General features: G+C 38.1%; 7 protein-coding genes. 6 read left to right on the top strand and 1 reads right to left on the bottom strand.

Going from position 1 to position 7,119, the window contains the following annotated elements:
* Nucleotides 1-240: 240 nt before the first annotated feature.
* Nucleotides 241-627, top strand: coding sequence for an FxsA family protein (locus V7659_RS07015; RefSeq protein ID WP_335539027.1), 387 nt, complete (start codon nt 241-243; stop codon nt 625-627).
* Between the two features lie 42 nt (nt 628-669).
* On the opposite strand, the gene ytvI is transcribed toward V7659_RS07015, so the two are convergent.
* Nucleotides 670-1,785 carry a sporulation integral membrane protein YtvI gene (gene ytvI / locus V7659_RS07020; protein WP_335539029.1) on the bottom strand — a complete coding sequence of 372 codons (1,116 nt, stop codon included), beginning with the start codon at nt 1,783-1,785 and terminating at the stop codon, nt 670-672.
* A 218-nt stretch (nt 1,786-2,003) separates the two neighbouring features.
* On the opposite strand from ytvI, the gene V7659_RS07025 reads away from it, so the two are divergent.
* The 5 genes from V7659_RS07025 (at nt 2,004) to V7659_RS07045 (ending at nt 6,845) form a co-directional block, all read left to right on the top strand.
* Nucleotides 2,004-2,465 (top strand): DUF441 domain-containing protein, encoded by a 462-nt coding sequence (locus V7659_RS07025; protein WP_144547902.1) that lies wholly within the window; start codon nt 2,004-2,006, stop codon nt 2,463-2,465.
* A 275-nt stretch (nt 2,466-2,740) separates the two neighbouring features.
* Nucleotides 2,741-3,859 (top strand): citrate synthase, encoded by a 1,119-nt coding sequence (gene citZ, locus V7659_RS07030; protein ID WP_335539031.1) that lies wholly within the window; start codon nt 2,741-2,743, stop codon nt 3,857-3,859.
* Nucleotides 3,860-3,982: 123 nt separating this feature from the next.
* Complete coding sequence (gene icd / locus V7659_RS07035) at nt 3,983-5,251, top strand: NADP-dependent isocitrate dehydrogenase (protein ID WP_283875371.1); 1,269 nt, start codon at nt 3,983-3,985, stop codon at nt 5,249-5,251.
* A gap of 91 nt (nt 5,252-5,342) precedes the next feature.
* Nucleotides 5,343-6,281, top strand: a complete 939-nt coding sequence (mdh, locus tag V7659_RS07040; protein ID WP_098574379.1) for a malate dehydrogenase — start codon at nt 5,343-5,345, stop codon at nt 6,279-6,281.
* Between the two features lie 87 nt (nt 6,282-6,368).
* Nucleotides 6,369-6,845, top strand: coding sequence for a MaoC/PaaZ C-terminal domain-containing protein (locus tag V7659_RS07045; RefSeq protein WP_335539032.1), 477 nt, complete (start codon nt 6,369-6,371; stop codon nt 6,843-6,845).
* The last annotated feature ends 274 nt before the right edge of the window (nt 6,846-7,119 follow it).

A 7,119-nucleotide genomic window follows, 5' to 3' on the forward strand; every position in this document is an offset into this window, starting at 1 on the left:
CTCCGCCCTACGATAAGTCAAGCACGAATGCGCCTCCGGCTCTTCGTGTTTCCTTTATCTCAGTTGGAGCGCTCCACAAGGAAGGCTTCGGCAGCATAAGCATCGCACGAAGAAAGAGCGTTAGCTCTTTCGAGGAGGCCATACGCCGCTGACCAGGGCGCTTGCGCTTTTCTTATTCCTGTCAAAATGATCCCCATTCGTAATATAATGAAAATAAGCCTTTTGGAAAGGGGACAATCTATGCGATTTTTATTTCTATTAATCATATTAATTCCAGCTCTGGATATTGGCGTACTGCTATTTTCAGGCAAGACAATTGGTGTATGGCCAACCATTACCCTAATTATTTTAACGGGAATCATTGGGGCTTATTTAGCCAAGAGAGAGGGCTTGCAGACGATCCGAAGGGTGCAAGAACAATTAAGTTATGGCCAACTTCCTGGAGATGCATTATTAGATGGAATATGCATATTAATTGGTGGAACACTGCTTTTAACACCTGGATTTATTACAGATGTTACCGGTTTCTTATTCCTTTTTCCACCAACCCGTAAGCCAATAAAATTTTTAATCATAAAAATGTGGCAAAGAAGGATTAATAAAGGGAATATCAAAATAATAAAATAAAAGTCAGCTTCCGTTTAGGAGCTGACTTTTTTCCTTAAAACATTATATTTCTTTCCCCATAATAAATCCCCATAAATCATGAAAAACATTGGCCCGATAAAGAGTACTAATAATTACTAGTGTGACAGGACCAACAATTAATCCTAATAATCCAATTAGTTTAAAACCGACGAATAAGGCAATCAGTGTGGCTAATGGATCGAGGCCAATATTAGACGATAGGATTTTTGGTTCCATAATCTGCCGTTGGACGAGGACAACGATGTAAAGAACACCTAATCCAATGGCAAGCCCCATATTTCCACTAATCGCAGCATAAATAATCCAAGGGACAAAAACGGCGCCTGTTCCTAAATAGGGAATAATATCGACAATGCCAGTAACTAATGCAATCGTTATTGCATAATCAACTCGAAGAATAAGCAAACCTATTAGAATAATAACTGTAGTAATTGAGATTAATGTTAATTGGGCTTTAATAAATCCAAATAGCGCCCTTTTTAAATCCAAAAAAACCGATCTGCTGCTTGTTTTTGCTTTCTCGGGTAAGAGTTTGCCGCCCAATTTCGAGAATCGGTACCAATCTTTACTAATAAAAAACGTAGCCAATAAAGAAAAGATTAAAACTGTCGCTGCATTCGGAAGCCAAGCAATAATATTGGGAATAATCCCGAATAGGTTTTGAATAAAATTGCCAACAGTTGTGCCAATTCTAGTCCCGACATTCTGAATATTACTAATAATGGTATCCTGCTGCCCGGAATCCAGTTTTTTAAAGACACTGGATAATTGCTCATATATTGGCAGGATCTGCGCTGTGAAATAATTCTCTATATACTCTATTAACGTATCAAGATGTTTTGGTACCACAGTAGATAAATAATTTGCACCGGAAACAATTTCGGCTATTAGGAGAGTAATAAGTCCTGCAAATAAAGCAAAAATAATAATAAGGGCAATAAAAACTGCTAAGGCACGAGGCATCCTAGCCTTTCTTTCAAAAATATCAACAAGCGGATTAATTAAAAAGGCGATAATTAAACCAATTAAAAATGGATAGATCAGTTTTGATAAATAAAAACAACACAAAAGTCCCAAAACAATTGCTCCAATGACAATGATAAATCGTATCGTCCGGTATAAATACTTTAGATTCAAAGACAAACCTCCTTGTATCGGCCAATTATCGTAATTCTAGTTTAACATTTTACGAAATAATCTGCATATTTTTCCAGATAATTATAATAGAGAAAGTATTACAAAGGTTTTTTTCAAGAATCATTCCAAAGGAATAGAACAGAAAACTACTGTTAACATAAATTTCACTCTAAGGAAGATGTTATGTTACGATAATTTCGATCAGGAAGGGTGAAAACATGCTTAACGAGTCAGTCTTATTTTTATTATTACTGCTAGTTATTGGTTTTATCGCGAAAAATAGTTCTTTACTAATCGCAATCGCTGTTCTCCTTGCTTTAAAAATTGGAGGATTAGATACCAAAGCATTCTCAATTATACAGTCGAAAGGGATCAACTGGGGGGTAACGATTATAACCATTGCTGTATTAATACCAATTGCAAGTGGAGAAATCGGTTTTAAGGACTTAACAGGAGCATTTAAATCTTCTTATGCGTGGATTGCCCTTATCTCGGGTATGATTGTGGCTATGCTTGCAAAAGGAGGGGTAAAATTATTAGCCGATGACCCCCAGATTACTACAGCATTAGTACTTGGAACAATTCTATCTGTGTCTATTTTCAAAGGTGTAGCAGTCGGTCCATTAATTGGTGCTGGAATCGCCTATACCGCAATGAAAATTTTTAGTTTTTTTACTTAGATTTTTTGTAAAATAATATTTTTTTACACTTTTCGAAGCCTTTTCATTCACAAAAATCTGATAATTGTTTATAATAGGCTTGTAAGCGTTTCTTTTTTTACATAAACCACATAAAAACGCTGATTTGTTTATTAACTAATTTTTTCCTAAAGGAATAGATTCTAATTGTTTGCTTTTGACCCGAGCAATCGCTCAGTTAATTTTATGAATGTATAAGGGGAATATTTTTGCTTTACTGGTATGGGGAAATTTAGAATGAGAAGGAGAGATTTAGTATGACAGTAACACGCGGTCTTGAAGGGGTAGTGGCTACAACTTCCTCCATCAGCTCAATTATTGATGATACGCTTACTTATGTTGGCTATGACATTGACGATTTAGCTGTGAATGCTAGTTTTGAAGAAATCATCTATTTATTATGGCACCTAAAGCTGCCTAATGCAGAACAATTAGCTGAATTGAAAAAGCAACTTTCAGAAAATGCCGCCTTACCAAAGGAAGTAATCGCGCATTTTAAGATGTACCCAATTGAAAAGGTACACCCAATGGCAGCACTTCGTTCAGCCGTTTCTCTTTTAGGTTTATATGATGAGGAAGCAGATTTAATGGAGCCAGACTCAAATTACCGAAAAGCGATTCGCCTTCAGGCAAAAATGCCTGCGATTGTTGCAACATTTGCTCGTGTTAGAAAAGGGTTAGAGCCAATTGCACCTAAACCAGAATTAAGCTTTGCCGCCAATTTCTTATACATGTTGACTGGGAAGGTACCAGAACCAATCGCTGTTGAAGCGATTGATAAAGCGCTTGTATTACACGCGGACCATGAATTAAACGCGTCTACATTTACAGCACGTGTATGTGTGGCTACATTATCCGACGTTTATTCTGGAGTAACTGCCGCAATTGGGGCCCTTAAAGGACCTTTACATGGTGGGGCAAATGAAGCGGTCATGAAAATGTTAAAAGAAATTGGTACGCTCGAAAATGTAGAACCATATGTACGTGGCAAGCTTGAGAAGAAAGAAAAGATCATGGGCTTTGGCCATCGTGTCTATCGAAAAGGTGACCCACGTGCCAAACACTTAAGAGCAATGTCTAAAAAATTAACTGAACTAACAGGCGAACCACAATGGTATGATATTTCTGAAAAAATTGAAAGCATTGTAACCGGTGAAAAGAATCTGCCACCTAACGTGGATTTCTATTCTGCTTCAGTTTACCACAGCTTAGGGATTGACCATGATTTAATGACACCAATCTTCGCAGTAAGCAGGGTGTCAGGCTGGCTTGCACATATTCTTGAACAGTATCAAAACAACCGCTTAATCCGCCCGCGTGCAGATTATACAGGCCCTGGTATGCAAAAATATATTCCAATTGAGCAACGAGGTTAATTATTTACTTTTGTCGCAATAATTGGTCTAATAAGAATGTATGATAAGGTTAGAGACTAACATCTCTAACCTTTCCATAAGTCATAACGTAGCTTTTTTACATAATAGGAGGGAAAATCAACTATGCAAGGCGAAAAAATTACAGTTACCAACGGAGTATTAAATGTACCAAACAATCCAATTATCCCATTTATTGAGGGTGACGGAATCGGACCAGATATTTGGGCTGCTTCTGAAAGAGTTTTAAATGCAGCTGTTGAAAAAGCGTACAAAGGTGAACGCAAACTTATTTGGAAAGAAGTTTTAGCTGGAGAAAAAGCATTCAACCAAACTGGCGAATGGCTGCCATCAGAAACACTTGATGTAATCAATGAATATTTGATTGCCATTAAAGGACCATTAACTACTCCTGTTGGCGGAGGAATTCGTTCGTTGAACGTTGCTCTACGTCAAGAGTTAGATTTGTTTGTCTGCTTACGTCCAGTAAGATGGTTCGAAGGAGTTCCTTCACCAGTTAAGCGTCCACAAGATACTGATATGGTTATTTTCCGTGAAAACACAGAAGATATTTATGCTGGTATTGAGTATGAAAAAGGTTCAGAAGCAGTTAAAAAGGTAATTGACTTCTTACAAAATGAAATGGGTGTTAACAAAATCAGATTCCCAGAAACTTCTGGTATCGGTATTAAGCCTGTTTCTGAACAAGGTACTTCTCGTCTAGTCCGTGCTGCAATTAATTACGCCATTAAAGAAGGCCGTTCGTCAGTTACACTCGTGCACAAAGGTAATATCATGAAATTTACTGAAGGCGCATTTAAAAACTGGGGCTATGAGCTTGCTGAGAAGGAATTCGGCGATAAAGTATTTACATGGGCCCAATATGACCGCATTAAAGCGGAGCAAGGTTCAGAAGCTGCTAATAAAGCTCAAGCTGATGCAGAAGCAGCAGGCAAAATTATCGTAAAAGACGCAATTGCTGATATCTTCTTACAACAAATTCTTACACGTCCACGTGAATTTGATGTTGTTGCAACAATGAACTTAAATGGAGATTTCATTTCAGATGCACTTGCAGCGCAAGTAGGCGGTATTGGTATTGCACCAGGCGCTAACATCAACTATGAAACAGGACATGCGATTTTTGAAGCAACACATGGTACTGCACCTAAATATGCAGGTCTTGATAAGGTGAATCCTTCATCTGTTATTTTATCAGGTGTGTTATTACTTGAGCACCTAGGCTGGAACGAAGCCGCTACAATGGTTATTAAATCAGTAGAAAAAACAATTGCTTCTAAAGTTGTAACATATGATTTTGCTCGATTAATGGAAGGTGCAACAGAAGTAAAAACTTCTGAATTTGCGAACGAGCTTATTAAGAACATGGAGTAAAGAATTGATGCAGATGTGGGCTGTTCTTTAATAGCCCCGCCTGCATTTTAAGGTTCAAGAACAACAAAAACGTTTAAAGGGGAGAGTTATAATGTCATTAAAACGTAAAAAGGTTTCTGTAATCGGCGGAGGATTTACTGGAGCAACTACGGCATTTTTACTAGCTCAAAAGGAACTTGGAGATGTAGTTTTAGTAGATATCGCTCCAATGGAAAACCCTACAAAAGGTAAGGCATTAGATATGCTTGAAGCAAGTCCAGTACAAGGTTTTGATGCTAATATTACTGGTACTTCAAACTATGAAGATACTCGTGATTCAGATATAGTAGTGATCACTGCTGGTATTGCTCGTAAACCTGGTATGAGCCGTGATGATTTAGTTCAGACAAACCAAAAGGTTATGAGAAGTGTAACTCAAGAAATCGTGAAGTATTCCCCTAACTGTACAATTCTTGTTTTAACCAACCCAGTTGATGCAATGACATACACAGTTTTTAAAGAATCAGGATTCCCTAAAAACCGTGTAATTGGTCAATCTGGAGTTCTTGATACTGCTCGTTTCCGCACATTTGTTGCTCAAGAATTGAACCTTTCTGTTAAAGACATTACAGGTTTCGTTTTAGGTGGCCATGGTGATGACATGGTTCCCCTTGTACGTTACTCATATGCTGGTGGAATTCCATTAGAAACATTAATTCCTAAAGACCGTCTTGAGGCAATTGTAGAACGCACTCGTAAAGGTGGCGGTGAAATTGTTAACCTTCTAGGTAATGGAAGCGCTTATTATGCTCCTGCTGCTTCTTTGGTTGAAATGTGTGAAGCAATCCTTAAAGACCAACGTCGCGTTCTTCCATCTATTGCTTATCTTGAAGGTGAATTTGGTTACGATGGCATCTACCTAGGTGTACCAACAATCCTTGGTGCAAATGGCATTGAAAAAGTCATCGAGCTTGAATTAACTGCTGACGAAAAAGCTGCTTTAGATAAATCAGTTGAATCCGTTCGCAATGTGATGCAAGTATTAGCGTAAAAAAAATAAAAGAGAAATTCGGGGTTACAATGGTTCCCCGAATTTCTTTGTATTTGTTTGAAATCGCTTACATGGAGGTGGAGTTTTTTGCTTTTAGGTAAAAAGAGAAGGTTAGGACGTAAAATTGAAGAAATTACTGTTGGCGAAAAACTAGCTATGACTGAAAAAATAGAAGACAAGGATCTGCTACTTTATTTAGGATTAACTGATGATGCAAATCCCCTCTATATTCAGCATGATTATGCTTCACAGACTCCTTTTGAAAAGCCAATCGTTCCGAGCATTATGCTGACAGGTATGATTACCTCAGCCATCTCAAAATATTTACCCGGTCCTGGAAGTCATATTTTAAGTCAAGAGATCAGCTTTCCAAAACCTGTCTATCATTATGGAGCAGTTGAGCTCTTATTCGAAGTGGTTGAAGTAACAAGGGAAGAGCATACCATTGTAATTAGTGTGGCAGGAACCAATGAAAAGAATGAGACAGTCATTCAAGGCAAGGTCAAAGTTTGTCCGCCACACCGATTAGAAGAAATTCATGGCAGGGCTTTAGAGAATTTTTAATAGAGTAATTAAGAAGGAATGTGATTTGTTCACATTCCTTCTTTTGCATTAGCACTACAACGAGGGAGGTTCATAAAGCCCGAGAAGGGTGAGGACCTTCTTTTTGGGGTAAGTTGGAGCAGTTCATAAAGCCCCAAAAGGGTGTTGGTCCGCTTGTTCGGGGCGATAAGAGCGGTTCATAAAGCCCGAAAGGGTAATACACTCGTTTGTTCGGGGCGATAAGAGTCATTCATAGAGCTTGAATAAGTGATCTACTAGTCAAGTCCTGATTATT

The sequence above is a fragment of the Neobacillus drentensis genome, assembly GCF_036966985.1.
Lineage (GTDB): Bacteria > Bacillota > Bacilli > Bacillales > Cytobacillaceae > Neobacillus > Neobacillus drentensis_E.

Excerpts from the sequence above, each read along its gene's own strand:
- icd (WP_283875371.1), top strand. The coding sequence starts at position 3,983 with ATGCAAGGCGAAAAAATTACAGTTACCAACGGAGTATTAAATGTACCA.
- V7659_RS07015 (WP_335539027.1), top strand. The coding sequence starts at position 241 with ATGCGATTTTTATTTCTATTAATCATATTAATTCCAGCTCTGGATATT.
- mdh (WP_098574379.1), top strand. The coding sequence starts at position 5,343 with ATGTCATTAAAACGTAAAAAGGTTTCTGTAATCGGCGGAGGATTTACT.
- V7659_RS07025 (WP_144547902.1), top strand. The coding sequence starts at position 2,004 with ATGCTTAACGAGTCAGTCTTATTTTTATTATTACTGCTAGTTATTGGT.
- citZ (WP_335539031.1), top strand. The coding sequence starts at position 2,741 with ATGACAGTAACACGCGGTCTTGAAGGGGTAGTGGCTACAACTTCCTCC.